At 36.8% G+C, this 24,870-nt stretch carries 22 protein-coding genes; all 22 read left to right on the top strand.

Annotated elements, in window-relative coordinates; genetic code table 11:
• Positions 1–9: 9 nt before the first annotated feature.
• Complete coding sequence (locus IGI79_RS14785; protein WP_438846126.1) at positions 10–744, top strand: hypothetical protein; 735 nt, start codon at positions 10–12, stop codon at positions 742–744.
• Positions 741–2,525, top strand: a complete 1,785-nt coding sequence (locus IGI79_RS14780) for a VirD4-like conjugal transfer protein, CD1115 family (RefSeq protein WP_438770933.1) — start codon at positions 741–743, stop codon at positions 2,523–2,525. The genes IGI79_RS14785 and IGI79_RS14780 overlap by 4 nt, the downstream gene beginning before the upstream one ends.
• A 31-nt stretch (positions 2,526–2,556) precedes the next feature.
• Positions 2,557–2,841, top strand: a complete 285-nt coding sequence (locus tag IGI79_RS14775; RefSeq protein WP_023520648.1) for a hypothetical protein — start codon at positions 2,557–2,559, stop codon at positions 2,839–2,841.
• Positions 2,842–2,865: 24 nt separating this feature from the next.
• Entirely contained in the window at positions 2,866–3,693 is an 828-nt protein-coding gene (locus IGI79_RS14770) for a type IV secretion system protein (RefSeq protein ID WP_066025994.1), read from the top strand.
• Between the two features lie 3 nt (positions 3,694–3,696).
• On the top strand, positions 3,697–4,077 hold the full coding sequence (locus IGI79_RS14765; RefSeq protein ID WP_023520651.1) for a PrgI family mobile element protein: 381 nt from the start codon (positions 3,697–3,699) through the stop codon (positions 4,075–4,077).
• Positions 4,007–6,370: a VirB4-like conjugal transfer ATPase, CD1110 family gene (locus tag IGI79_RS14760; protein WP_023520652.1), complete on the top strand. Its 2,364-nt coding sequence runs from the start codon at positions 4,007–4,009 to the stop codon at positions 6,368–6,370. The genes IGI79_RS14765 and IGI79_RS14760 overlap by 71 nt, the downstream gene beginning before the upstream one ends.
• Positions 6,348–8,315, top strand: a complete 1,968-nt coding sequence (locus IGI79_RS14755; RefSeq protein ID WP_438846125.1) for a CHAP domain-containing protein — start codon at positions 6,348–6,350, stop codon at positions 8,313–8,315. The genes IGI79_RS14760 and IGI79_RS14755 overlap by 23 nt, the downstream gene beginning before the upstream one ends.
• A 16-nt stretch (positions 8,316–8,331) precedes the next feature.
• Positions 8,332–9,033 carry a hypothetical protein gene (locus IGI79_RS14750; RefSeq protein WP_265262173.1) on the top strand — a complete coding sequence of 234 codons (702 nt, stop codon included), beginning with the start codon at positions 8,332–8,334 and terminating at the stop codon, positions 9,031–9,033.
• Positions 9,020–9,310, top strand: a complete 291-nt coding sequence (locus tag IGI79_RS14745; protein WP_169059090.1) for a hypothetical protein — start codon at positions 9,020–9,022, stop codon at positions 9,308–9,310. The genes IGI79_RS14750 and IGI79_RS14745 overlap by 14 nt, the downstream gene beginning before the upstream one ends.
• Entirely contained in the window at positions 9,303–10,592 is a 1,290-nt protein-coding gene (locus IGI79_RS14740; RefSeq protein WP_169059091.1) for a hypothetical protein, read from the top strand. Before IGI79_RS14745 ends, IGI79_RS14740 begins: the two co-directional genes overlap by 8 nt.
• Positions 10,593–10,780: 188 nt before the next feature.
• Positions 10,781–11,986 (top strand): hypothetical protein, encoded by a 1,206-nt coding sequence (locus tag IGI79_RS14735; RefSeq protein WP_438752341.1) that lies wholly within the window; start codon positions 10,781–10,783, stop codon positions 11,984–11,986.
• 9 nt (positions 11,987–11,995) lie between these two features.
• Positions 11,996–12,226 (top strand): hypothetical protein, encoded by a 231-nt coding sequence (locus tag IGI79_RS14730; RefSeq protein WP_169059085.1) that lies wholly within the window; start codon positions 11,996–11,998, stop codon positions 12,224–12,226.
• A gap of 18 nt (positions 12,227–12,244) precedes the next feature.
• On the top strand, positions 12,245–16,150 hold the full coding sequence (locus IGI79_RS14725) for an LPD1 domain-containing protein (protein WP_438846124.1): 3,906 nt from the start codon (positions 12,245–12,247) through the stop codon (positions 16,148–16,150).
• A gap of 15 nt (positions 16,151–16,165) precedes the next feature.
• On the top strand, positions 16,166–17,839 hold the full coding sequence (locus IGI79_RS14720) for a hypothetical protein (RefSeq protein WP_438846123.1): 1,674 nt from the start codon (positions 16,166–16,168) through the stop codon (positions 17,837–17,839).
• Complete coding sequence (locus IGI79_RS14715; RefSeq protein ID WP_438846122.1) at positions 17,823–18,104, top strand: hypothetical protein; 282 nt, start codon at positions 17,823–17,825, stop codon at positions 18,102–18,104. The genes IGI79_RS14720 and IGI79_RS14715 overlap by 17 nt, the downstream gene beginning before the upstream one ends.
• Positions 18,105–18,341: 237 nt before the next feature.
• Positions 18,342–18,728 carry a plasmid mobilization protein gene (locus IGI79_RS14710; protein WP_086335715.1) on the top strand — a complete coding sequence of 129 codons (387 nt, stop codon included), beginning with the start codon at positions 18,342–18,344 and terminating at the stop codon, positions 18,726–18,728.
• Position 18,729: 1 nt separating this feature from the next.
• Positions 18,730–20,232: a relaxase/mobilization nuclease domain-containing protein gene (locus IGI79_RS14705; protein WP_438846121.1), complete on the top strand. Its 1,503-nt coding sequence runs from the start codon at positions 18,730–18,732 to the stop codon at positions 20,230–20,232.
• A 220-nt stretch (positions 20,233–20,452) separates the two neighbouring features.
• On the top strand, positions 20,453–20,905 hold the full coding sequence (locus IGI79_RS14700) for a hypothetical protein (RefSeq protein ID WP_066025978.1): 453 nt from the start codon (positions 20,453–20,455) through the stop codon (positions 20,903–20,905).
• 126 nt (positions 20,906–21,031) lie between these two features.
• Complete coding sequence (locus IGI79_RS14695) at positions 21,032–22,381, top strand: DNA cytosine methyltransferase (protein WP_169059113.1); 1,350 nt, start codon at positions 21,032–21,034, stop codon at positions 22,379–22,381.
• A gap of 427 nt (positions 22,382–22,808) precedes the next feature.
• Complete coding sequence (locus IGI79_RS14690) at positions 22,809–23,048, top strand: type II toxin-antitoxin system RelB/DinJ family antitoxin (protein WP_074802062.1); 240 nt, start codon at positions 22,809–22,811, stop codon at positions 23,046–23,048.
• Positions 23,045–23,341, top strand: coding sequence for a type II toxin-antitoxin system RelE family toxin (locus tag IGI79_RS14685; RefSeq protein WP_074802064.1), 297 nt, complete (start codon positions 23,045–23,047; stop codon positions 23,339–23,341). Before IGI79_RS14690 ends, IGI79_RS14685 begins: the two co-directional genes overlap by 4 nt.
• A 509-nt stretch (positions 23,342–23,850) precedes the next feature.
• On the top strand, positions 23,851–24,870 hold a 1,020-nt coding region (locus IGI79_RS14680), incomplete at its 3' end, for a YecA family protein (RefSeq protein WP_438846120.1).

Below are 24,870 nucleotides of genomic sequence, written 5' to 3'. Positions count from 1 at the left end.
GGCTAGAGTATGAGTCAATCGCAACAAGAAGCCTATCAAGTGATTTGTAAGGGGACGCCACAAAAGTTATATCAAGTGTTTCGCTTACTATCGATGTTGAAGCAAGCAGCTAAAAGCAGAGAAATGAAGCAACAAGCGGAACAACTTACAGCAGACAATTGGGAAAAGTTTAAAAATCTTAGAGAGCAGCTTGGACTGCCTGATAAACCGGAATTAGAATTCAAATTTAAACAATTGCCGAGAGAGAAACAAATGGAATTGATTCGAGATTGTGAGAAAAAATTGCTTGTACAAGCTGGAGAAAAAGATTATGAGTTCTTATTATCCTCGAATAAAATGCTAGCAGAGCCACAACTTTTAGATCAAGCGGTAAATTTGGACCAATTGAAAAACATGATGACAGAGTATGGTTTACAATTCCACGTAAAAGAATTTCCGGACATGACGTCAGAAATGTACTTTTATGCCAAAGATGCTAATATTGCTGCTCGTGCGCTTGAGAGGACCGTAGAAACAATCATAAACGATCCAGAAACTGTGACAAAACCAACACTTGAAGCACTAATTGAAGAGGCGAAAGGAAAGACGAAAGAAAAAGTTGCGGCAGTCGAAGAGGCCAAAGAATCAAGTGTCACTGCTATTAAAGATGGTACAAAAACTGCAGCAGATACCACAAAAGAGGCCAAAGAAAGCCTAGATGCTTTGTCTCTATTTGATGATATAAGCGGAGGGATCGATCTATGACAAAAAAACAGTCAATTATTCCTTACGCGCTTTTTGGTGGTGTCGGAGGTTTTGTAGCCAATCGTGCAACTGAGCTTGCTATGCATGCACCAGAAGGGGAGAAGCTCTTAGCAGCACTTCAGGTGAATAAAGAAATATTTTATAACCCATTCCATTTTTCATTAGAAAATTCTTCCTTACTCGCTTGTGGCGCTGTTTTAACGTTAGCGTCTTTAACCTATCTTGGGCGAGATACGAGAGAATATGAGCCAGGAAAAGAATACGGAAGCGGTCGCTGGGGAACAAAGAAAGAAATGAAGAAGTTCAGGAATAAAAAGAACTTTTCAGACAATATCATTCTAGGGGACGGCTGCTATAAGAATTTCTATGAGGGAAGAAATACTCGATTGAATCGAAACAACAATGTAATGGTCATTGGAGGTTCCGGATCGTGGAAGACGACATCTTACATTATGTCGAATATTGCTCAAATGAAGTCTAGTTTTGTTCTGACAGATCCAAAAGGGAGAACAGTCAACCGAGTAGGGAAAATGTTAGAACGTAGAGGATATAAGATCAAAGTTGTTGATTTTGATACGTTGACAAATACCGATCATTTCAATCCATTTGCGTATGTTAAAGACGAGATCACACTCAAAAAAGTGATCAGTGCATTGATTGATGCGACAAATGCGGATCATGAGAAAAAAGGAGAACCATTCTGGGACAAAGCCGAAGAGTTGTTAATTACCTCCTTATTTGCTTATCTATATTACCGTTATCGTGGGGGAAGAAAAGGAAATGAAGAAGTAAAAGGGGACGGTATTATGCCTAGCCTAGATCAAATCGGTACCTTGATTCGGCTTTTAAATCGTGAGAATAAAGACGTAGAAAGTCCGCTTGAATTTATGTTTAAAAGTTTTGCGGAAGAATTTGGCGAAGAAAATTATGCCTATCTCCAATGGCAAAACTTCCTTCGAAACTTTGAAGGAAAGACTAGGGACAGTGTCTTAGCTATTTCGATCACTCGCTTTTCCTTATTTGATTTAGAACAAGTCAAAGACTTTATCAAAGAGGATAATCTTGAGATTGAAAAATGGGTTGAGGAGAAGACGGCGGTATTTTTAAAGATACCGGATATGGATGATACGTTCAATTTCTTACCACTCCTTATTTTTATACTTTCTTTTCGAACGCTTGAACACAAAATTGATAATGAAATGGGTGGAGAAGCAGATATTCCTATCGAATTTTTAATGGACGAATTTGCCAATCTCGGAAAAGTACCAAATATCAAGCAGGCCTTGTCTGTATTTAGAAGCCGTTTGATGAGTATCACGATTTTATTACAAAGCGTCAATCAAATCGTTGCTATGTACAAAGAGGATTGGAAATCCTTTTTTGGAAACTGCGACGCTTGGGTTTATCTATCTGGATCGACAGAGCCAGATACCACAAAGTTCTTTTCTGAAGCAGCCGGAAAAAAGACAATTTATATTCGTAAGCGTGATAAAGGTTCTGTTCGCAGTGAACCCGTTGGAAAAGATGTTATTTCAGGCAGTGAAGTCGGGGAGTTAGATCGACTTCACGCCTTAGTAAAAATTGCTTCAGTACCCATGTTTAAAGTACCAAAATACAATTATAAAACTCATCCAAATGCCAAAGAGTTCGGTCATAAAGAAGGTGATCCGAATTGGTATGAGGTGAAAAGATACAAAAACAGCTTAGAAAAATTCGAAGCAAATGTTAAAAAAGAGGCATTTTCAGATCCAGTAGTATTGGATATTGATTTTGCGGCGTAAAAAAAATAGCAAATTGAATGGAGAATGAAAAATGAAATCACTTTTAATGAATGTAACAACGAGCTTGGAACCGCTAGTAATGGCAAATGCAAATGCAACCGCTCAAACAATTGCAGGAGGACTGCAGTGGTTGATTGCTGGTGGTGGCGCTTTGTTAGCTGTTTGGGGAATTGTTCAGATCACTCAAGCAGGAAGACAAGGAGATTCTCAAGGGAAAATGGAAGGCTCTTGGCTGATCATTGGTGGCATCCTGTTACTTGCGATTAGTGCGGGAACTATGATTACCGGAGTATTTTCAAATCCTCCAGGTATGTAGTAAATAAATTAAAGGAGGATTCATATGGATTTAGTTGAAGCCCTCACTCAGAATATGGGGGATTTTTCCCAAAGTACATTAAATTGGGTCAACAATATCGTGGCTAAATCAACCCGTGAAGTTGGTCTTTATTTAGTAGGGATACTCTTAATTTTAGAAATTGCAAAAATGTTTGAAAAAGCGAACTCTTCTAACGCAGGAATCGTGACCTTGAAAATGTTTCAAGGTCTTTCTTTTCGTGCGGCATTAGGCGGAATCATGGTCACTTTTTCGAGTGTCATGTTAAATTTCATTTTATCGATCGGTATCGGAATGGCAAATCTCATTTCCCGAAATGCGAGGGGTGCTTTTGATGTATTTAATCTGCCAAGTGTGGAAGTACCAACGGATACACTATCTATTTTGGGGGAATTAATCGGTGCATTATTGAATCCGACAGAGGCACTAAGAAGAGGGATCATGGTCCTTTTATTAGTTGTTGTCGGTGCTTTAGTTACATTAGCCGCTTATGTAATGGTGTGGGTAATCGTTATGCTTCGATTCTTTCAACTCTATGTCATGTTAGCCTTGATGCCTGTTCCGATGGCCTCTTTTGCGTCTGAAGAACATGACAACATAGGAAAAGGATATTTAAAGCGAATTTTAGCCTATGCCTTTCAACCTGCGGTCATTATGGTTGTGTTCGGTGTTTATCATTTTCTTTCCAGTATTGTATTGGATCTGACTGGTTTAGGAAATCCAATGAATCTGGATATGGAAGTACAATTCTTTCAGAATTTGATTTTAGCGATCGTGTTCATTATTGTTTTGTGGCAGACACATAAAAAATCTTCAGAAATGTTTGGGGTGTAAGAAATGGAAATTAAAGTGTTCAAAGACGCTTCAAAAAGGGAAAAAACGTTTATTGGTTTAACTGGCGCACAGTGGATTTTTATTGTAAGTCTCCTTTTAGTGATCGGATTAGATGTTCGAAATGCTATCTATTCGGTTTTGCCTGTTGGGCTATTTCGAGTGATATTTTTCCCCTTGTTAGCACTAAGTGCGTGTAACGCAATGTACAAACCACATGGCTATACTTTTTCTACTTGGGTGAAGCTGTTTTTTAAATTCCAAACAACGATTCAAGTAAGAACTTATAAAAAAGGAGAAAGGATGAGAATCTATCGTGTTCAAGACTTTAAAAAAGGAAAAAAAATCAAAGAAGCGACCAAAAAGACAAAAAATTCAAGCCGCTAGCACGCAAAACTCGTTGTATTATACTTCTTTGTTTGAAGATGGGATCATGCATGTTACAGAAGACCTATTTTCTAGTACGTATACATTAGGTGCAGTTAACTACACAACCGCGCATGTAGATAAGCAGAAACAAATTCTTTCACAATATAATAAGGCAATCAATTTATTGTCTGAAAAAGACCATTTTCAACTCACGCTATTGGTAACTAAAAATCCAAAAGGTGAATACATGAAAAAGACAGCCTATCCTTTACAAGGCGATCCTGGCGATCCCCTTAGAGAAGAGTTAAACCAACTAATTGAGTCTAGTTATGATTCTGGAAGAAACAATTGGAAAGTTGAACGTTTTGTGACTTTAGCGACACACGCAACGAACCTTCGTAATGCCCAAAAAAGATTGTTAAATATTGGCGAGTCGTTTGCGGATGAACTGATGAGTATCAAAGGCACAGTTGATGTACAAGGTGGCATGGAGCGATTACGGACGATGAACAAAATCTTGCGACCTGGTAAACCACTTTTTGGAAATTTTGAAGATATTGAACGAAGCAGAAGATCCACCAAAGATTTGATTGCTCCAGGCTATTTAGACTTTAAAAAATCAGGGAAAATTGATTTTCAAGTGGACGATAACTTTGGACAAGTGCTGTATCTGCGCGATTTCCCTCGAAACTTATCTGATCATATGTGCAAAGAATTGACAGAAGCAGAAATGGAGATGGTAATCACTATTCACGCAAGCCCGTATTCAATCTCTCAAACAACAAAAAAATTACGGACAGAAGCGACTAACCTTGAAACAGACGTAATCAAGCGTGAAATGAAAGCTAGCGAGCGAGGATATTCGAGACAGCATATTGCACGCGTAATAAGAGAACATCAACAAGATATCAATGAACAAATAGAATTTGTAGAAGAAACTGGTGATAAACAGCTTTCTTCTACTTTTTTGGTTTATGTATGGGACGAATCGAAGGAAGCTTTATACCATCAAATTGAAAAGGTGAAAGCGGTAGGTGAAAAGTTCGGTGCGGTATTTGAACCGTTATATCTTACACAGGAACAGGGATTTAACTCATGTTTGCCTATTGGTAAAAATTATTTAGATTTTGAACGAACCTTTTTGCGCGACTTGATCACGCCTAATATTTCAATCAATTCTCCGTTTACTAGTCAAGATGTACAACATAAAAATGGCACGTACTATGGAACCAATCAGTTATCAAAGAACAACATTCTTATTAATCGAATGGGTAGTGAAATGAAGAATTCCAATGGTGGCATTATGGCTGTGTCTGGAGGAGGTAAGTCGTTTGCAGCTAAGAATGAAATCATAGCGACACGATTGAGAAAACCTGAAGCAGAAATTATCATCCTGGATATGGAGCGTGAGTATCTGCCACTAGCGAACGCACTGGATGGCGAGATCGTCACTGTCGCTCCAGGAAGTGGCACCTCTATTAATATTTTGGAACTAGCAGATGAACAATACCTAGAGGTCGGGGACGATCCAGTTTCCATCAAGTCAAACTTCTTAATCAGTTTAATTTCTCATTTGGTAGGTCATGTCTCAGCTGGGCAACAAACCAAAATTGATTCAGTCACACAACAGACCTTTCGTGAGCTTGAAAAACCAACGCTTCAAGACTGGTATAAAGTGTTGCAACGTGATACCAGTCTTGAAGCAAAAGAGCTGATCGATGCAATGGGGTTATATGTCACGGGATCATTAAACATGTTTGCCAAAGAAACGACCGTCAATACTTCAAAAAATTTAATGATCTATGATATGTATTTATTGAAAAATCAAATGGCGACCTTTGGTTATTTAGCCATTCTAGATCGAATCTGGAATAAGGTGGTAGAAAACCGTGCGAAAGGTATTGAGACTAGGGTCTATATTGATGAGTTTCAAGTTATCATCAATCAGTCACAACCTGAGATATTACGTGTTCAAGCGGCTGAAATTTACTCAAGGATACGTAAATATAAAGGTTGTCCCACGTTTATGACCCAGTCAGCTGAAACGATGCTTTTAACTCCAGAAGGTCGCTCGATCCTGTTTAACTCTGACTTTTTGATTTTACTTGAACAAAAAGGGGAGGTATTGGATGCGTTAGTCGAACGATTTAAATTAACGGAAAAAGAATCGCTCTATCTCGAAAATAATAAGGTAGGAACTGGGCTAATTATCGCTGGTGGTCAGGTGATTCCCTTCTCAAACCTAATCCCCAAAGACACAAAACTGTTTGAATTGATGAATACAAGTCATGCGGATCAACAACCGGCCTAAAGAGTACTTTAAATTACCCAAAGGCACTCGCTTTAAGGGAGAGCAGAGGTCTTTAACTGTTCGTAAGGGAACAATCGCCAAATTCAATCAACGAGCTGCATATGGCTATACACTCGGTAAGCAGAAGAATGAAAGCCGTATAAACTCATTCAAAGGAAAAAAAACACAATCTGAAGAAAAACTAAAGTCAGAAGAGTCTTCATTTTCAAAATTAGAAAAGAAAGGCCAAAAAATTCATGAGAAACGTTCATCGAAACAGTCGTTTCTTACAGATAATGAGTCTGAAACACTAGATTCAGTATCAAAAGCAAAGAGAAAGAAGCGTCATGATAAAAAGAAAAAGAAGAAACTTGAAAATGATCTAAAGAAAAAGAAAGATGATCTGTTTCATACAAAGCAGAAAGAGTCTTTTCACCAAGCAACTAGCAAAAATCAATCGATCAATTCCGATTCAAAAGGCAATTTTTCTTCTTCTGCCAAACAGGTGGCCACGAAGCAATTGATCAATCAAGGATTCAATGTGATGGCTCAAGAGGAGGATGCAGAAGAGCTAAAACAATTTCAATCTAGTGTTAAAGATGGGGAACGTGTTTTTAAAGGAACGAAAAAAGCGAATAAATTTTTGACAAAAAATCGGAAATTTTCTCAATCTGTAACCATTGGAAAACTTGATGATTTGCGTTTTACTTCAAGTCATACTGTAAAGGCTGCAAAACGAGTGTCAGATGTAGCTTGGAAAGCGGCAACCAAAACGGCTACTCAGCAGACTGCATTCTCGCAAGCTTCTTTAAAAGTCCAACAGGCAATCACAAGCGCAACTAGTAAAGCACTTAGCAGTTTCAAGGTGAGTAATCCAGTTGGGTGGATCATTACAGGGATAGCACTTCTCTTTCTCGTGTTTGTGGGTTTATTTTTTATCTTTAATAGCCAAAGCAGCGCGTCTTCTGAGGATGGCGTATTTTATGTTGAAAAATGGGATGGACCTGACGCCTATAACTCCTCACTTTTGGCTCAGCGGTATGGAATCACTGCCGAACAAATTGATGGGTTTATAGCCAATGAGGGGTACACGGTAGATTCTAGAGCAACCGGCCAAGAGTTTTTACGTCTTCAATCATTATCAGGAATTGATGTCCGTCAACTTGTGGCATTTGCCCAATGGGAAAGTTCTTACGGAACAGCCGGTGTCGCCTTGCAGTTCCCGAAATCGAACATTTTCGGATATGGTGCATTTGACAATGATCCTAATCAAGGAGCTTCGTGGGACAATACACGAGCAGTCACTGAATTTCGAAATACGCAGATCGATACGTATGGCAATCGAACCTTAGCAATCATGGATGCACGTGCCAAAGCTTTTCATGACAATACATTAAAACCAGGAGAATTTGTTTACTGGACTAAATTAAATGCAGGAAAATCAAGAGCTGAGACAGCGGAAAAATTCAATCAATGGATTGATGATAATGGTGGAACACCGAAGCCACCTGGTGGGTATGGACCTGTTGGCGGTGGTGGCGCTGGTTTAGCTGTATTAGATCAAAGGCTTGGGACAGTGATTGGTGGCGAGTTTGGTGGTTTAACCGGAGAATGTTATGCTGTTTCGGCTTATTATGCCAATTCAATCAATTCGTCCATTATTTTAACAGGTGGGGTTAAAGCCAGTGATATTGGTACTGATTATCCTTGGGAAAGTTGGGGATGGTCAGTCATTAGAAATCCTAGCTATAACCAAATTAAAGCAGGTGATATTATCAATTACAATACTGGTGGAAATATGGGTTCCTGGTTTGCCCATTCGATGTACGGTCATACTGGTGTAGTAGGAAAAACGTTAGGAAACAACCAGTATTTATTATATGACCAAAATCCAGGACCATTAAAAACGTGGACAGTGACTTTTCACTCTGGCAGTGTATCGTCAGTAGTTCGTCCACCTAATTAAGCAAGGAGAAAAATGAATGCAAGATAAGCGGAAATTTAGGCTATTAGTAGGGGTCGGGGTGGTTACCTCAGCATTGATCTTTATTGGTTTGATTTTATTAGTTGTTCATTTTATGAACGCTGAACCACCAACCTTGGAAGTACCAAATCAGATTCAGTCTTCTCAAGCTGAATCCCAAGAAACAAAAACGGAGGAAAGTAGTCGTGTGGCTTTAGTTGATGGTTCGTCTTCAAGCAAAGAGGAGACCATAAAGACCACTGAATCGAGTCGGCCGCCAGTGAGAGAAGTAGACGAAGTTTCTAATATCCGAAATTTTTTAAGTGTTTACTTTACCTGGGAATTGCAAGAAGACTCAGTGACCGAAAGGGCTGAATTATTACAAGAATTGATGACAGAGAAACTCTATGATAAGAAGGAAATAGAGGCAGATAGTGAAGTTTTGAAGGAGTTGATTGATACGTTCAATGAAACGAATGAAATAAATACTTCCAATTCCATGCAACTCTTGTCCAGTCGCTATCTTTCTTCTCAGATTTATCAAGATACCAACGATGAGACGCTTTATCGAATAACTGTACGTATAGCAAAGCAGGCACCATATCAAGACGCACCTTTTATGATAGAAGAAGCGTACCATTTACGCTTTGAAGATAACCATGTGACTGATCTAGACGGACCAAAAGATCAATTAAGGAGTGACACAAATGACTCAGAGTAAATTAGAAAAACTTAAATCAAAATTAGCAGATGCCGAAAAGAAACGAGTGCAGCTAGATAAAACAATTAAAAGATTACAAAGTCAAATCAGTGAAGAAGAGACCAAAAGCTTTCGAATGACGCTGACAGAATTAGACTTGTCTGTTGAAGAGGCCATAAGTTTTCTTAAAGAGAAAAATCGACCATCTGCAGCACAGTTGGCTCATTCATTTAATCAAGCAGCGCCACCAAGTGATTATCAAAATGCCGAAGGAAAGGAGCTAAAGGTTAATGTTTAGAAGAAAGCCAAAGTTTATCTATGAACTATCTGAGTGTACCTTATTGAAAGAAGAAGAGATCTTTAATCCGGATGATCTCTTTCGATTTATTCAGGAGGAAGATTACCGGTTTCGAAGAGACTATTTAAAGGGTTCAGTCGTTGTGACTAAAGTGAGGAATAATCTGGAAGGTACGGTTTATTATGCGAAGCGTCTTCATCTACCACAGGAAGAAGGATTTGATTGGGTCGCAGAATTAGCTGATTTTTATACGAAAAAACCGATCGATTATTTTTTAGAGGAGCCGATTGTCGAGTCTGTGAATGATTCAGAACCTGTTCTTTCCGTGGATTCAGATGAAGCACTCACTTTAGATGATTTTGAAGCTGATATTCAGCCAGTAACAAAAACAGATAAACCGGAACAAACAGAGTCAGAAATAGAATCAGTACTTAGCAGCTCTTCAGAGATGGAGAAAGAACAAGTTTTATCAGAAGAAAACAGTGAAGAATTCGTACAGATTTCAAAAAGTGAACTACAATCCATCAAAGAAGCACTTGACCGTCATCAAAAAGAAATAAAACAATTTAGAGAAGAAAAAGCGACAGAAATCCAATCAACAACTGCTTCTGCAGAAACACTGTCAGAAGATAATATGTTAGAGGAAATGACAAAATTTATGGATACAGAGCCTGTAAAAGGTGAATCACTCGACATTGAAGTTGCTGCAGATGAGATTGTACAAGAGGTTCTACAATCTACGAAAGTTGAATTTGGACAAGCATTGACCAAATTTATTGAGACAGAGACGAAGAAAATCAACCAAGAGATCCAACAATTAGATAAGCGTCATTTGATCGAGGAATCAGTTACGAAGCGTTTAGAAGCAAAGAAACAAGAAGAATTAGCTAATTTAGAAAGCCAGTTGATCAATCAAAAGCAGCAACAAGTCCAAGAAGAAAAATTGCGACACCAGCAAGCATTACAGAATATCGAAAAGTCCTTTACCACACAGCTTGAAGGAGAAACTGCAGCAATTAAAAATAGCTATAAGGAAACGGTTGATCAGACAATCAAAAAAGAGTATGAACAACAAACAGAGCAGCTGTCTCGTGTATTACAAGGGAAAATGGATGAACTAAAACTTCGGCAACATACGGTGAATACAGGTTTAGAAGCGAACTTTAAGGAGATTTTGGAAACATTTAACCGTGAGCATACACAAGTGATTCATGAGGTGGAGCAAAAAAAGCAACAGTCGCCGATCATTTTAGAAGAAAGGAGATTGCGATTACAGGCTTAAATTGATAAAAGGGGAAGCGTGTGTCGCTAGAAGAGAAAGAATCAAGTATCGATTAATATGAGTAAATTATTGTTCAAGAAGTCAGATCCAATCCTTAACTTTTCAAGGAATGAATCTGACTTCTTTTTGTTTGGATCTAATATTACCTCAGAAAAAATAATTATTTTCATTAAGGAAGGAGCATATTTATGGCTAACTACAATCCAAATCGATTGATGGAGATGGCCAAACAAAAGAATATTTTGGATGTGGCTAGTTCTTTAGGACTAGAGTTAAAACGTGCAGGGCATCAGTATGTATGGATTGAACATCCAAGTTTTAAAATTAATCCGAGAAAAAACACCTTTTCTTGGTATTCAAAAGGGAATGAACTTCGTAACCAAGACGTGATCAAGATGGTTGAGGTAATCAATAATATGTCGTTCAAAGAAGCGCTACATTATCTCCTTGAAACAGAAGCTGGCGTCTTTGATGGGGCGAAGATTCCAAAGAAAGAACCATTTATTTATCGAGTGAGAGAAGCGAATACATTTGATTATGCCAGGAAGTATTTACGAGAAGAACGTGGCTTATCGGATGAAACAATCGATTTTTTTCTGAATAAAGGAATCATGGTACAGGGCATTCATAAAGATTTCGATACAGGTAAAACCGAACCAATGATTGTATTTAAGCACGTAGATATCGAAGGAAAGATTGTTGGAGGAGCTAGACAAGGAATCTGGTATAATAAGCAACTTTATCCGGAAAAAGGTCGATTAAAAAAGACTCTCTACAATAGTGAGGGGACTAGTGGCGTGATTGTGGATATTGGTGATAAGGCACAATTTAGTAAAGCTACATCAGAAAATCCTTTCACAGTCTACGCTTTTGAAGCTCCTATCGATATGATGAGTTATTACGAATTGCACAAAAACCGATTAACCAACTGTCGATTAGTCGCCATGAATGGCTTAAACAAAGGAATTATTTCACGTGCAGTCGTTGAGGCACTTTGTGCAGATAAAAGTTATGTAAAGAAAATTGAAGAAAAAGTGAGTGTCGATCGCTGGCTACAAAAAATTGATGATTTAGCAGGATCTGCAGGTGTAAGACATGAAAAGTTAAAAATTGTTCTCGCTTTGGATAATGACGAAGCAAAATTTAATCCAGAAAGAGGGAAAATCGAGAGGCCAGCGAAAGACTTTTATAACAGTTTTGGTATAAACAACATCGATGTAATCCCACACTTTCCAAAATGCCACGAAGGAATGAAGAAAAATGATTGGAACGATGAGTTGAAGTACCAAAAAGGCTTACTGAAGGGAATAGAAGCAACAGCTTCCCTACAACAAATGATTAACAATGTTCAACAAGATGTTGCAACGAAAGATCTAGCAGCAATCCAGCTATAGGAGGAAATTATGGAAGAAAACACATTTAATGAAACACAGTTCAGTAACTTTATTCTTCGGTTGATCCAAGACTATCAAGAAGGAGAACTGACTGAGTACAAAAAAGGAGCTGTTTCAGCACTTTTACAAGTTTCAGATCAATTCCAAAAAATGGTGATAGAAACGTCTTCTACTGAGAATTTAATCGACTTAAGAAAGGATGAATATCAAGATAACGAGCAAGCTTTTGATAGAGACTAAGGAAGGGAGCTATGTTAAGTGGAAAATCAATTAACTTCGTTACTTAAAAAGAAATATGGGACAACCACTTCGTCTCCGCTAGTGTTTACTGAAAAGGATACTTTATATACCGCATTTCGAAAGCTGGCCGATAATATTTATAAGAATGGCACGTGGACGCAAGAAGATGAGCTGAGAGCAGTAGACACGTTTATTCGGAATAGAGATGGTTATCCGGTAGGCAAGGAAGACGCAACGTTTCATGACTGGAATGGCCAACCCTGGTCAACGGAAGTTAAGGTAAGACCGATTGATGTAGTTGAAAGTTCTTTTCTCCGAAGTGAAGCCGAGGGAAAGAAAATTTACTCAGCTACCGCTATCAGAAGAAAAATCAATGGATCTGAGGAACACGTCAAAAGTGTTGATGTACTTTTAGATCCAAAGAACAAGAGTGGCACAAAACACGGTGAATTCTATTATTTTTCGTCTAGCAATTCTAAAGATCCAAGTTATTACGCATTAGGGAATATGAATCGAGCGATTGGATACGATAAATTACAGCGAGATATTTTAAAAGAATTTGATGATACTGTTCAGGAGCTTAAGTTTGATAGACGGGACTTAGAACGATTACTGGAGAGACTGTCAATTGCAAGTTATACCGGAAAAAAGAATGCTCATTTATTCCAAAAGAATCCCCATGGAGAATTGACGAATACTTTTTTTGCCACACTTCCTAGAGATGAAAGAGAAAAGTATCTTGATAATCCTTCAAAAATGAAATCAATGCTAGAAAATAATGAGGTACAAGGTGAAGAACGTCAATGGCTAGAGGAACAAGTTGCTGCTAATTGGGGAGATATGTCAAATGATCCGACAAATCCAGTGAAAGTAAATCTAGATAAGTCTCCGTATCTGCTCAAAGAAGGAAACCGAACAACCTATCTCTATCCGAAAACGATTCAGAACGCTCGGAAACAAAACGAGTTAATCAGTTTTGTAGAAGAATATATTCAAAGTACCTACGATATTTTTCTTCAACGAGAGTATGAAAAAGATATTGATAAGCAAACCAGGGCTTCTGCATGGCAGACAAAAAAGAATATCAATAAAGATACGCGTAAAATAATGGAATCAACGTCGTTAAATAAGTATTTCCAATTTGTTGAAATAGATAACGATGTGGATCTAACGCTGTTTTCACAGTTTGAGAAGGAAATGGAACGTATGCACGACATTTTACCGAAAACTGGCGATAAACTACCAGAGTTGCGTTTGAGGAAGCTTGGGAATCATAAAGCTCTTGGACTGTATGTACCTAACAAGAATACGATTGCTATAGACTTTAGAGATACAAACGATGAAATTGGTGGCGTGGGTATACAATCATTTGTTCACGAGTATGGTCATGCATTAGATTATGGTACAGACAACGGTCGTTTATTGAGCATGAGAGACGATTTTAAGCCAATTGTTACAAGATATAGAGAAAACCTTTCACTTAACGGCAAAGGCAGCTACGTAGCCGAGAAGGCAGGATATTACACGGCTCCTACAGAAGTATTCGCCAGAGCTTTTGAGTTATATGTAAACGAAGCTGGACTGAATAGTATTTTTCTTAAATCAAAAGAGACTTATGCAACAAATATTGAATATGCTTTGTTTGATCAGAATATGCGTGATAAGCTCACAACTTTTTTTGATAGTGCCTTTCCGAATTTGAAAACTGCAGTCTTAGAATCAAATAAAGAACAAATTGATGTAGAACAAGGAACAAGGTCTGATCAGGAGTTACTTAAGACACAAGTTGATACAAAAATAGAAAGTATCAAGTCGGTAAAATTTATTCATGAGAACGAAGAACTGAATGTTGGAGACGCTTTGGAAACTTGCGAACTTACTTTAATAGATAAAGCTTCAGCTATTCAGAAGCAAGAAGAAGCTATTCATTTATATATGAACGCTATTCCTCAAACGGACACGATGGAACAAATTACAGCGATTCTCAAGGATTCCCTGGAAGAAATGAAGGAACAGTCTGAAGAGACGCTTTTTTTATTTGATGGATCTGAACTTGCTGACTATTCAACAGATTTGAATGAAATGCTGACAATGATTACAGAAAGGGCAGTATTTAATGATGTTTATGGAAATTCGTTGCAGGAAGTACTGTTAGAAGTTAACGGACAAGCTGAACAAGCGCACCAAAACATTAGCGCACATGCACAAGCGCTCATCGACAGTAAAGCAGTTATGCCAGGGGAGAAAAATCCAACACTTTATTTTGTTAAAGGATTGAAAACAGTGGCCTTAGAGCTACAAGAAACTGGCGATTTTCTTCCATCCGAGAAATATAAACCTCAAACAGAGACAGAAAAAGAAGTGATAGGGGCTTTACTACGAAAAAATGAAGTAGGGGATATTAAAGTTAGACGAAACCATAATAATAAAATAGGCAATCAACCAGTCGAACGAGTACAAGGAGTGAATGATTTGGCAGAAGTACAAGTTTTAGAAGAGAGAAAAAGTAAGAAGTATATTGAGTTAGGCAATAAAATTGAAACATTGAAGAAAGAACGTATTGATTTTAGAGATCAATCCAATTGGAAAAAAGTTTCTGAAACCGATTGGGAACTACGGAAGTTAAATTTAGCTGTGGAAATACTAGACAAGAATACTATCGAGCCTATTTTAAGTGAAATAGCTGAATTTGAAATAGACATTGCTGGATTGGAAAGTATCGATAGATCCAATGTTAATTTAGAACAGTCCAACTCTATATTGGAAAGGATTAATCGTTCAAAGGGTTACATTAAAGAGCTAAAAGAAATGAAGGACGATTATTCTAACTTTTATCAGCAAGGACTTGAGGAAGAGATCAAATCTTCACCACAAGGCTCAAATAGTTTACCAAAAGAAGAACAGCAAGAACAAGATCAGTCGAGCAGTATTGTTTCTTCGAACGAACAGCTTCAACCTTCTAATCACTCTTTTATCCAGGAGATCAATGTTTCTTTTGATGAAACGAAGCAGGAAGTCGATGCCTTTCTTAAGCAAGTAGGATATAAGGGAGAGCAATTCGGTAGCATGGCTGATATAGAGAATATTTTAGCCACACATTTAAAGCAAGTTGAAACCATTGTTAAACAGTCAATAGAGGCAGTGGATGCTTTGAGCGAGCCGACTGAGAATCAGATAAAAGAAGAAACAACCAAAGTAAAAAGAACAATCGGTCAAATTTTGTCTGATTTCAAAGAGAACTTAAAACAGTATGTTAGAACACAAAAGAATAATACAGTGTATCAAGTGACGAACACAATGGATGACATTCGTTTAGGTTTGAAAAATTCATTTAATCGCAAACTTTTATCAATCAACGGCTTGTTAAAAAAATTGTCAAATACAATTGATCGAAATTTTGTCATTGAGGAAAAAAGAAATCAAGCACCTTTAGCTGAGAAAACGCAAGAGGTACAGGAAAAGGATTCGCAAGAACCAGTTCAAAAAGAACAGGAGAAGGTTTCAGAGGAGCCTAGCGTACCTGAAACTCAGCCAACTATAAATACCGCTGAATCAGTGAGTGATCACAATAAACAGCATTCGGAAGAACCTACTCTACAGAATGAGCCTAAACTATCAGATGAGGAAAATGCTGAAGAGGCTGAACAAACAACAGCTGAAAATACAGTAACAGAAGCAGAACAGAATCAAGCGGATAAGAAAATGAACAATATCGAATTGCAACAATTAAAACGAATCGAAGATTTAAGCAATCAGTTGGGACTTAATGCGAGCGCAAAACAAACGGAAACGATTAAAGATTTAACGCAGACACAAAAATCAGACTTGATTCGATCAATGGAAATAGCTGTTGAAGAAAAAAACAAATCTGTTTCCGTTAAAGAGACAGAGACAGAGACAGAGACGGAACTTGAAGTGGGATAAAGGAGGGCAACAAGAATGCCAACATTGTTTCCTGACAATTACGAAAAAGCGAATATAGCGAAAAGAAAAAAGTTGGCCAGAAATTTAAAACTCAAGAATGGATTGTCAGCTTTAGACATTGCTTTACATGCTCATGACATTTTCGATTATCTAACGGGATACGGAGTAGAAAAACGGAATAGTGCATTTGTTTCATTGTTTCAATATGCGGCAGAAGCGTTAGGCGTACCATATGAAATAATCGAAGAGGCGTTTTTTACACAAACGCCTCTTTCAGAAGAAGAGTTATTCGCTGTTTCTTATTTATTCAATCCAAACGCAAAAATTATTGACAAACAAGATTTACCAATCGTTCCGATAACCATTGATTTTTATTCGATGTGCCTTAGCCTGTTTGATGAACTTCCCGCTTCATTTTGGAAGGATTACGTAAAGGCAGAGGCATTACTGCCTGAAACGAAATTGGATGCTTATGATCTTGAAAAGCTCTTGCAAGCTTTTGTCCAACAAGTATGGTTGAAGACAAAAGATAGCATAGGAAAAGCTGAAGGGAATGAAATTGAGAAAGCACGTCAGATGTTTTTGGCATACTTTTATCGAAATGATCAAAAGTATTATCGAAAAGAAACGCAGGACATGTTGCTCGGACTGTTAGAAAATAAATTAGCTGAACAAGTGGAAGAAGATTTTATTATTGATGCTCATTTACAAAAGTTGTTAGATGAAGGAGATTCAAATAGTATCTGTGCCTATGTTATCGATCACTTAAGTGACTGGTTAGATGAAAAAAACTATCAACGCTTTTTAAGAAGTATACCTAAGACAAAAAACTTATCGTTAATGAATCAGTTGTTGCTGCTTTATCAACGTGCAGAAGCAGTTGAATCAAAAGAAGTCCATGATTGGATTCGAGAAAATAGGACGTTGAAGAATAATGCGGAACCTGTCTTTCTATTTGGAGGAAACCAACAAAAAGTGAATAGTGAAACTGGGGAGATCCTGAAAGAAAAACAAACGCTGCTTACACAAATCACTCATGCCCCAATCGTTCCATATTTTGAAAAAACGGAAACGCAAGGAAAAGAAGAAACTAAAAAAATAGAAACGAGTCCGAAAGAAGTTTTCGCTATCTTAGAAAAGATTGCGAATCGTACAATTGTTTTTGAAGAAAGAGAAGAATCAGTCCTTGAAGATCATACCATTCGAATAAAAGCGAATCAGGGAGAAGAACAAACACTTGCTGATTTGATTGTTTGCCTTTTAGAAAAAGAGAAACAATCGTCAGAAGAGATTATTCGATTTGAAAATGAAAGTATCGCCTCTATTGTGATGACTGTTTTTTGTTTTAAACCTTTGCCTCTTAATTTGAGTTTGTTAACTCAGTTACGATCGATGAATAACGGAAAAGTGAAATTGCAACAATTATTTACTGACTTGCTTGTTCGAAGCGATAATTTTTTACAAAAGATTGCTGCGCATATGTACGAAAAAGAAATTGAGCAAGTTCGACCAACATTGGAAGAAGAAATCAAACGTGCGCGAGAACTCCAAAGTCGAGCAATGGATAATGTCGCAACAGACAAGGCGAATAAAAAAGAAGAACGATCTGAGGAAGATTATAATTTAGCGGATACTTTAGAAAAATTAAAAGGCAATTCAGAAAGTAGCGAAGATGATAAAACTGATTAAAAAGCGACCTTTGTGTCTGTATTATCTTTGGAAAGTTTGTCAGCGATTTGAACGAGACGAATCTCAAGAACTTATTCTTCCACCAGTAAAAGCAGTGATTGGTCAGTTGCAATCAGAAAGACGAAACTTAGAAAAAGTGGAGAAAGAATCAATCGCTATTCACATTTCTAGCATTGCTTTGTTAGAGGAAATACTAAAAAACGAATCTGAACAATCATTCAGAAAGCTCATTTCAGATCTCGAAGAATTCGGAAAAGGTCAATGATGTAATGAAAGAAAATGGGGTTTGGGGCATGCCCCAAGTTTAAAAACAAAAAAGAGGAAACTCGTAAATCTTAGATTTTCGTGATTCCCTTCTTTTTTGGTTTTTCGTGAGGTGGTACCACCTCGCTATGCTTGCCACTGTCGAAACTCCGCCCAGGAGGGGCGGAAGATTTTGGTTCGGGAGTGGGCAAGGCATAGCCTTGCGAAGCATTAAGTGATTATCGTAGGAGAGATTCAAATGGATAAAAAAAACTTGTTCCGTAATGAAATAGTAAAAGTATATGTTACTGAAGAAGAAAAGCAGCGAATTAAGAAAAATATGAACTTAGCGAGAATAGGAACAATGACTAATTATATTCGTCTAATGGCCCTTAACGGATGGGTAATCAATATAGATTTTACAGATTTGAAGGAAGCTTTAGGTGAAACGGGGCAATATGTTTCTGAGTTGAATATGATTGGCAATAATATCAACCAGATTGCCCATAAATTAAATCAGACCGATCTGGTAGAAAAAGAAGATATCCAATATCTCGTTTCAGAGTTCGCGAAAATGCAAAATAACTATGTACGTTCACAAGACATTTTGCTACAAGAAATTCAGAAGCTAACGAGGAGGGAGTGAAGTGCCAACGACTAAAACGCTCACGATTAAGCAAGAAAGATATCTAAAAGAAGCGATAAGATACATTCTAGATCCAGAAAAAACAAAAAACCAAACTTTAACGAGTGGTCATAAAGTTAACGCCGTGAACAATGCTTTTTTTGAAATGAACTTAACAAGAACATTGGCTCAAAGAGTCCGTGGAAAAATGAATAAAAAAAAGACTGAGGAAGTAATTGCAAGACATATTGTTCAATCGTTCGATCCTGAAGACAATCTCACACCTGAAGAAGTTCATGAAATTGGGAGACAAACTGCGCTCGAGTTCTTAGGTGAAAATTATGAATTTGTCATTGCGACCCATGTAGATAAAGAACATTTGCATAACCATATTATTTTTAATACAACCTCAAGTGTCGATTTAACGAAGTTTCGCTGGCAACGAGGAACAGCTGCTCATTTAAGAAATTACTCCGATAAGGTAGCGGACTATCACGGCGCAATGATCCTCGATACGCCTAAAAGAAACTCACATAAAAAGTATCAAGAATATCGAAGAAAGAATGCGTATCGAGTTGAATTAAAAGAACGGTTAAATTTTTTGCTTACCCATAGTACAAGCTGGGATGATTTTTTAGTGAAGGCAAGGCTTCTAAATATTGATGTTGATCCTAATCATAATTCAGAAGAATATGGGAAAGTGATCAACTACAAATTATTGGATCTGCCACAACAACGTTCAGCTCGTGATTATACGATAAATAAAAAACAACGAATCTACAATGAAGAAAATATTATCGAGCGGGTAAGTAAAAATAAACCGGAAGCGGTTTTCAATGCAATGGATATTGCAAAAAAATATGTAGAACAAAAAGCAGAAAAAGAATCTTTCCCCGATCTAACCTTTGTCATTGAACCCTGGCAAATACAAAGAGACACGATGACAGGGATCTATGTGGAGATTGCCTATGGCCGGTATGAAACAGGTGTGGTCAAAGTTCCTGATTACATGTTAGAGAAATTGGAAGACGGACGTTACGAGGCGCATTTTAATTATAAAGATATTTTTTATTTTTGGAGTGATGAAAAAGGACAAAAAAATAAATTTGTAAAGGGAGCCTCTTTAGCAAATTATCTTTCTGGAGAAAGCGGACTGTTTCCAAAACGAAAAAATTCTGCTATTCAAAATGTCCGAGAAATGGTTACAGCTTTAAATATTTTGTCAACTAGTCAAGTAAGCAGCGATCAACTACCACATGTTTTAGGGAAGGACTTTTATGATAATTATGAAATTGTGCAAGCAGCAAGAGCAACTTTGGACGACAAGTTATTTCGAGCGAATGAAAAACTAAAGTATGATCCCTCCAATCTTAAACAAATAGAAAAAGTAAAATCCTTACATGGAGAGAAAAAAGAACTGGAAAAACAAGTAAAGTTGCTTGAGAAACAATTAAAAACTTACGATGCCGCCTTGGGTATTTTGACAGAAAAGGCAGTATACGATTCGGTTGATCTTGATAAATAGACACGAAAAAACTTTACTGTCAACCGATTGAAGAGCGCAATGTGGACCAAGATCTTTCTACTTTTCGAGTAAAATCTGAACTTCGATCAACGGAAAAAGACAATGAGCCAGAGCTGTGAAGGAAAAATCATGGTACAACTGATAATAAAAATAATGATAACATAAAAGCATTGCCTACTCATTTTTGAGAGGTAATGCTTTTTGTATTATGGAGGGACGAATGGAACTTTTTGATGTGGCCAAATATCAATTGCCCAAGGATGTGGATATAGAATGGGAAACCACCAAAGAAAAATTCAGTATATTTCTATCAGAGTATAAAAATTTACGAGAAAAAGTTGGGATTCCAGCTACTCCGAGGATTCAAGAAACATATTCGATGATACACAGAGAAAATGTTTCACCAGAAGTAATTAATGATCCAATGTATAAAGAGTTTGAGTATTTACACAGACTATTTATAAAAGGGTATCTCTCAATCAATCACCCTTATAAGCCTGAAATTACTGACCGAAGAAGGAAAATATTTTTACTTCGATATTTTTATGGCTTATCAATATCATTAGTCAGCGAGCGAGTTCATTATCAGAAGAATATTATTTTGATTGACTCAAAAAAATCGCTCATTCAGTTTACGTCTGCAATTCAATTACTGGATCAAAAGCGAGGGTAGTCCTAAAGCAGAAACAAAAATCTAAACATTTCTGAGACTTTTGAATGCCCTTCTTTCACCCGCTCTTTTATTATTCTTATCTTACAAGCTTGAATACGAGAACACAGCTGTGGGAAAGAATATTGAATGAAACAATCGAAACAACTAACTTTTATTGATTTATTTGCGGGTGTAGGCGGTTTTCGGATGGGAATGGAAAAAGCAGGACATAAATGTGTCGGCTTTTGTGAAATTGATAAATATGCTAGACAGAGTTATAAAGCGATCTTTAATACTGAAAATGAGGTGGAAATGCATGATATTACGAGGATCTCAGACGACACTATTCGAGGATTCGGACGTGTGGACATTATCACAGGAGGATTTCCTTGCCAGGCTTTCAGTTCTGCAGGAAAAAGACGAGGTTTCGCAGATACTAGAGGAACTCTCTTTTTTGAGATTGCACGCTTCGCACATATTTTGCGACCTAGCATTTTATTCCTTGAAAACGTCAAAGGATTGCTCAACCACAATGGCGGAGCTACGTTTGAAACAATACTCAGAACACTGGATGAACTGGGGTATGACGTGGCATGGCAAGTGCTTAACAGCAAGGATTTTGTCCCGCAAAACCGAGAACGTGTCTTTATTGTCGGACATTTTAGAGAGTCAGGTGCCAGAAAGTTTTTACCTCTCACAGGAGAAGAAAAATCAGTTGATCAAAAATCAGCAAAAATCAATATAGCTGGGACGACAAATAAACGCAATAACTTAAATACAAATTTTCGAGAACGAACCTATTATACTAACGGATTAATGGGAACTTTAACGGCTACTGATTATAAAATGCCAAAACAAATTGTAGTCGGAAATGTAAATCCTAGTGGGGATGGTATGAATGGTCAGGTTAGTAGTATAGAGGGGATCGCTCCAACTCTTACGACAAACAAAGGAGAAGGAAATAAGATAGCGATTCCTATAATATCTCCAGATAAAGATGAAGTTCGACAGAATGGTCGAAGAATAAAAAATAATGGAGAAGAAATGTTCACACTTACCGCACAAGATCGCCACGGAATCATAGTAGAAGGAAAGATTGATGGACGTTATCGATCAGCGGTCAGTGTCTATTCTCCTGAAGGGATTTGTCCAACGTTAAATACCATGCAAGGAGGTGGGCAACAGCCGAAAATTGTTGTGAATGAAATACGCAATAATGCGGATGAGGACCCAAATAATTTAGCACAGAGAGATTTTCAGGTTCGTAAATTAACACCTTTAGAGTGCTGGAGGCTACAATCGTTTCCGGATTGGGCATTTCTAGCAGCCAAATTCGGCAGCAAACAAGTTGCACAAAGAATTTTGGTTGAACGTATGGATCATTATAACTCTCCCTTTGAGCAGAAGGTTTCTGACAGTCAGCTATATAAACAAGCAGGAAACAGTGTAACAGTAGATGTGATCTACTTTATTGCGAAGCATTTCCACCTTTCATAGTCGTTTAAGCAGACTCAACAGGGAACAGCTACCCTGTATAGTAAACGTATCAAGACTTGACTAAACCATTAGATTCAGGCCTGAATCATAGAGGAGAAACCTATGATTCAAAAAGATACGATTTACTTTGAAGATTGCTTAGAAGGAATGAAAAAAATTCCGGATCGATCGATACGATCATTTGCGACTTGCCATATGGAACTACTGCTTGTTCCTGGGATACTATTTTGCCCTGGGAAGAATTGTGGTCACAATACTTGCGTGTAGTCAAAAAGAATAGTGCGATCGTTTTGTTTGGCGCAGAACCATTTTCTACACAGTTACGTATGAGTAACTTTAAACGATAATAAATCATAAATCGAGATATCAAACCCTTGACTTATACACCTTAAATGAGTATAATAGGTGTATAAAGAGGAGGGATTAGATGTCAACAAAAGAAAGATTGAACGTTAATTTGGATTCTGAATTGAAGAAGAATACAGCAGAAACATTAGAAGCTTTAGGACTTGATTTTACAACCGCCATTAATATCTATTTCAAACAAATAGTTAGTAAGCAAAAAATTCCTTTTGAAATCTCTGCTCCAAAATATTTCTCTGCCGAAGAGGTTATGGGAAAGAATTGGAGAGAAGACTTAGATAGCATTGAGGACGAGTGGGAATGAGTTACAAAATAAAATACACTTCTGCTTCAAAAAAAGATTATGAAAAACTAGACAATAGTCAAAAATTGCAAATAAGGAAGTCTTTAAAAAAAATTGAGGAATTTGGATTAGACACTGGGCAACCTCTTAGAGGAAAACTGGCAGATTGTAAAAAAATGAAACATAAAAAATTAGGTTTGCGAGTGATATTCAAACAGTCTGACTTAGGAATTGAAATAATTGAAATTGTAGTGATCGGCAAACGGAACGAAAAAGAAGTCTACAGGGAAGCAGAAAAAAGATTAGGTAGATAGAAATAAACTATCATTAATTTACAAAGGGGGTCAGAAACGTTTAAGTTTTTGATCCTTTTTTACTTATTTTATAGTTCTTTCAGCTATTTACTTAATTAGGCTTAGTAAGAAATTTACCTAAAGTCCAACAGAGTATACTTTATTGGACTACAGCTAATTTTAATAAACATATGTATTTTAAGTGGACGGATAAATTGTGCATTTGAAATATATAAAAACAACTCTAATGGATTAGGGTTGTTTTTATATTAAATTCATAATTGCTTATTAACTCTATGCTAAAAAAAATGAAAAATGTTATAATAATAGAAGCTTTTTGTTGATTGATTTAGTCTATAAAAGCAAGTAATTGCTGTTAGATATTATATGACTATCAAAAATAATTACACATTTTATTTGGAAGAAATTTCAATTGATGGGAATTTAAATTTGGATTGTGCAACAAGAAAATCTAAAATTTTAGAATCAACATGCTGATAATTAGTACGAATAGAAGGGTGTGTTAGTAAGTGGTTGGTAATGAATTTGTTAAATGCAATATGTGCGATACTACTATTAATCTTAGAATGCAATTGGGATATTTTGATATTCCATTTCATCTGAATTGTCCAAAGTGTAAAACTTCTATTGATGGTAAAATATTGCTTGAAAATGTTGAGCATTATGAAGTCACTGTCAATAATGCCTATTTGGTAGACGAATATGATTATGAATTTTATTCTGTAGAACTATCAGCTGAGTTTCCAACAAGAAAAATGAAGAAAAAGAATATGGAAGCGGGCTCCTTTGAGGTATCACCTTATATGAGATCACTCCAATGGTATCACAACGCCATTGAACCACAACAAATCATGGCAAATACAATGTTTTTTGCTAATTATTACAAGTCTAAATGGTACGAACTAAAATCCTTTTTTGAACTTTTTTGGAATGGACAAAATCATATTTTATATAAAAAAATTAGAAAAGAGCTACCTAAATATCCTCATTTAGGTGTTGCAAAAGTGGCGAATAATTTGGATGCTTGTGTTTGCCTACATCAATTATTAATTACAACTACAGGGATTAGTAGTATCTTAGACAACAACTCTTTGTCTAGATTTATAGATATAGGAAACACTATTCTAAAGGACAAAGATAACGCAGTAGCATATGAAGAATTTATAGAAAAAGTAGAAAAAAATTTTACTACCACAGAAAGAAAGGCTTTTAATTTAATAGAGTCTTTTGCCAAAATATATGAACAATTAATTCCTGTTATAATACTAAAGCGAGCTAATACTCTTGATAGAGTTGACAAAGAAAAATATGGGATAATGACTGCTGATTTTGAAGAATTAACTTCCTTTTATGCAAAAAGTTATGAATGGATACTTGAAAACTTAGATTTCGTCATTGGATTAAACAATGTAGCTGTAAGAGGTAATTATAATTCGTTCAAAAAAGAAAACAAAACGTATGAAGATTATCTTAAACTTTTTAAGGGTAACAAATTAGGTTGGATGATTAAAGATGAACCATTTAGTTTA

This window comes from Enterococcus sp. AZ084 (genome assembly GCF_051714905.1).
GTDB lineage: Bacteria > Bacillota > Bacilli > Lactobacillales > Enterococcaceae > Enterococcus_B > Enterococcus_B pernyi.
The sequence above is the reverse complement of the archived record's forward strand: the minus strand, read 5'-3'. Positions and strand labels throughout refer to the sequence as shown.

What these genes read in the sequence shown, in the direction of transcription:
- IGI79_RS14755 (WP_438846125.1), top strand. Translation starts at nt 6,348, where the DNA reads ATGCGGATCAACAACCGGCCTAAAGAGTACTTTAAATTACCCAAAGGC.
- IGI79_RS14690 (WP_074802062.1), top strand. Translation starts at nt 22,809, where the DNA reads ATGTCAACAAAAGAAAGATTGAACGTTAATTTGGATTCTGAATTGAAG.
- IGI79_RS14695 (WP_169059113.1), top strand. Translation starts at nt 21,032, where the DNA reads ATGAAACAATCGAAACAACTAACTTTTATTGATTTATTTGCGGGTGTA.
- IGI79_RS14710 (WP_086335715.1), top strand. Translation starts at nt 18,342, where the DNA reads ATGGATAAAAAAAACTTGTTCCGTAATGAAATAGTAAAAGTATATGTT.
- IGI79_RS14775 (WP_023520648.1), top strand. Translation starts at nt 2,557, where the DNA reads ATGAAATCACTTTTAATGAATGTAACAACGAGCTTGGAACCGCTAGTA.
- IGI79_RS14785 (WP_438846126.1), top strand. Translation starts at nt 10, where the DNA reads ATGAGTCAATCGCAACAAGAAGCCTATCAAGTGATTTGTAAGGGGACG.
- IGI79_RS14700 (WP_066025978.1), top strand. Translation starts at nt 20,453, where the DNA reads ATGGAACTTTTTGATGTGGCCAAATATCAATTGCCCAAGGATGTGGAT.
- IGI79_RS14730 (WP_169059085.1), top strand. Translation starts at nt 11,996, where the DNA reads ATGGAAGAAAACACATTTAATGAAACACAGTTCAGTAACTTTATTCTT.
- IGI79_RS14770 (WP_066025994.1), top strand. Translation starts at nt 2,866, where the DNA reads ATGGATTTAGTTGAAGCCCTCACTCAGAATATGGGGGATTTTTCCCAA.
- IGI79_RS14745 (WP_169059090.1), top strand. Translation starts at nt 9,020, where the DNA reads ATGACTCAGAGTAAATTAGAAAAACTTAAATCAAAATTAGCAGATGCC.
- IGI79_RS14765 (WP_023520651.1), top strand. Translation starts at nt 3,697, where the DNA reads ATGGAAATTAAAGTGTTCAAAGACGCTTCAAAAAGGGAAAAAACGTTT.
- IGI79_RS14685 (WP_074802064.1), top strand. Translation starts at nt 23,045, where the DNA reads ATGAGTTACAAAATAAAATACACTTCTGCTTCAAAAAAAGATTATGAA.
- IGI79_RS14780 (WP_438770933.1), top strand. Translation starts at nt 741, where the DNA reads ATGACAAAAAAACAGTCAATTATTCCTTACGCGCTTTTTGGTGGTGTC.
- IGI79_RS14735 (WP_438752341.1), top strand. Translation starts at nt 10,781, where the DNA reads ATGGCTAACTACAATCCAAATCGATTGATGGAGATGGCCAAACAAAAG.
- IGI79_RS14740 (WP_169059091.1), top strand. Translation starts at nt 9,303, where the DNA reads ATGTTTAGAAGAAAGCCAAAGTTTATCTATGAACTATCTGAGTGTACC.
- IGI79_RS14720 (WP_438846123.1), top strand. Translation starts at nt 16,166, where the DNA reads ATGCCAACATTGTTTCCTGACAATTACGAAAAAGCGAATATAGCGAAA.
- IGI79_RS14750 (WP_265262173.1), top strand. Translation starts at nt 8,332, where the DNA reads ATGCAAGATAAGCGGAAATTTAGGCTATTAGTAGGGGTCGGGGTGGTT.
- IGI79_RS14715 (WP_438846122.1), top strand. Translation starts at nt 17,823, where the DNA reads ATGATAAAACTGATTAAAAAGCGACCTTTGTGTCTGTATTATCTTTGG.